The organism is Skermanella sp. (assembly GCF_059503625.1).
Map to the genome: position 1 here is coordinate 1 of NZ_JCACHA010000672.1, position 595 is coordinate 595.

Consider the following 595-nt stretch of genomic DNA (forward strand, 5'->3'; position numbering starts at 1 on the left):
CTCTCGTCTTCGGTTCGACGGCCGTATTGATTGTAGTGCGCCCAATTTTTAGTCTTTCGCGGATGTATTTCCCGCCGAACAGATATCCGCTTGTGCCATTCACACGCGGTATCTCCAATAAATTTCCATAAACAACCTTTTTCGCCGCCGTGTGTTTATTCCGTGCGAACACCAATGCAGACCAGCGGAGGGAGGAAGTTATGGCTGACGAGAAATCCAAGGGCAGTGCCAGAGCAGCACAGGAAGCCGGCACCAGGCAGGCCGAGGACGCCCTGCGTCAGGGCGCCGACCAGCTTCGCAACCAGATGGGCAACATGACCGATATGGCGGGGATGTCGGCCAAGGTCTCCCAGGAGATGATCCAGCGCTCCGGCCAGAACTTCGAGATGATGAAGCGCATCGCCGAAGCGATGGCCTCGGGCGCCCGCAGCGCCGCGTCGGAATGCGCGGAATACGCCAAGCACTCTGCCAAGCGGCAGACGGAGATGATGCAGCAGCTCGCCTCGGCCCGCAGTCCCAACGATCTGCTCGACATCCAGAACCGCTACCTTCAGGACAACCTGAAGGAACTGCTCAGCTTCAGCGAGCGCCTGTC

Annotated in this window: 1 protein-coding gene; it reads left to right on the forward strand. The window is 59.0% G+C overall.

Going from position 1 to position 595, the window contains the following annotated elements; all coding sequences use genetic code 11:
* Positions 1-200 precede the first annotated feature (200 nt).
* Positions 201-595 (forward strand): phasin family protein (locus tag AC5JJ6_RS21475; protein ID WP_496044016.1); only part of this gene is annotated, 395 nt, incomplete at its 3' end.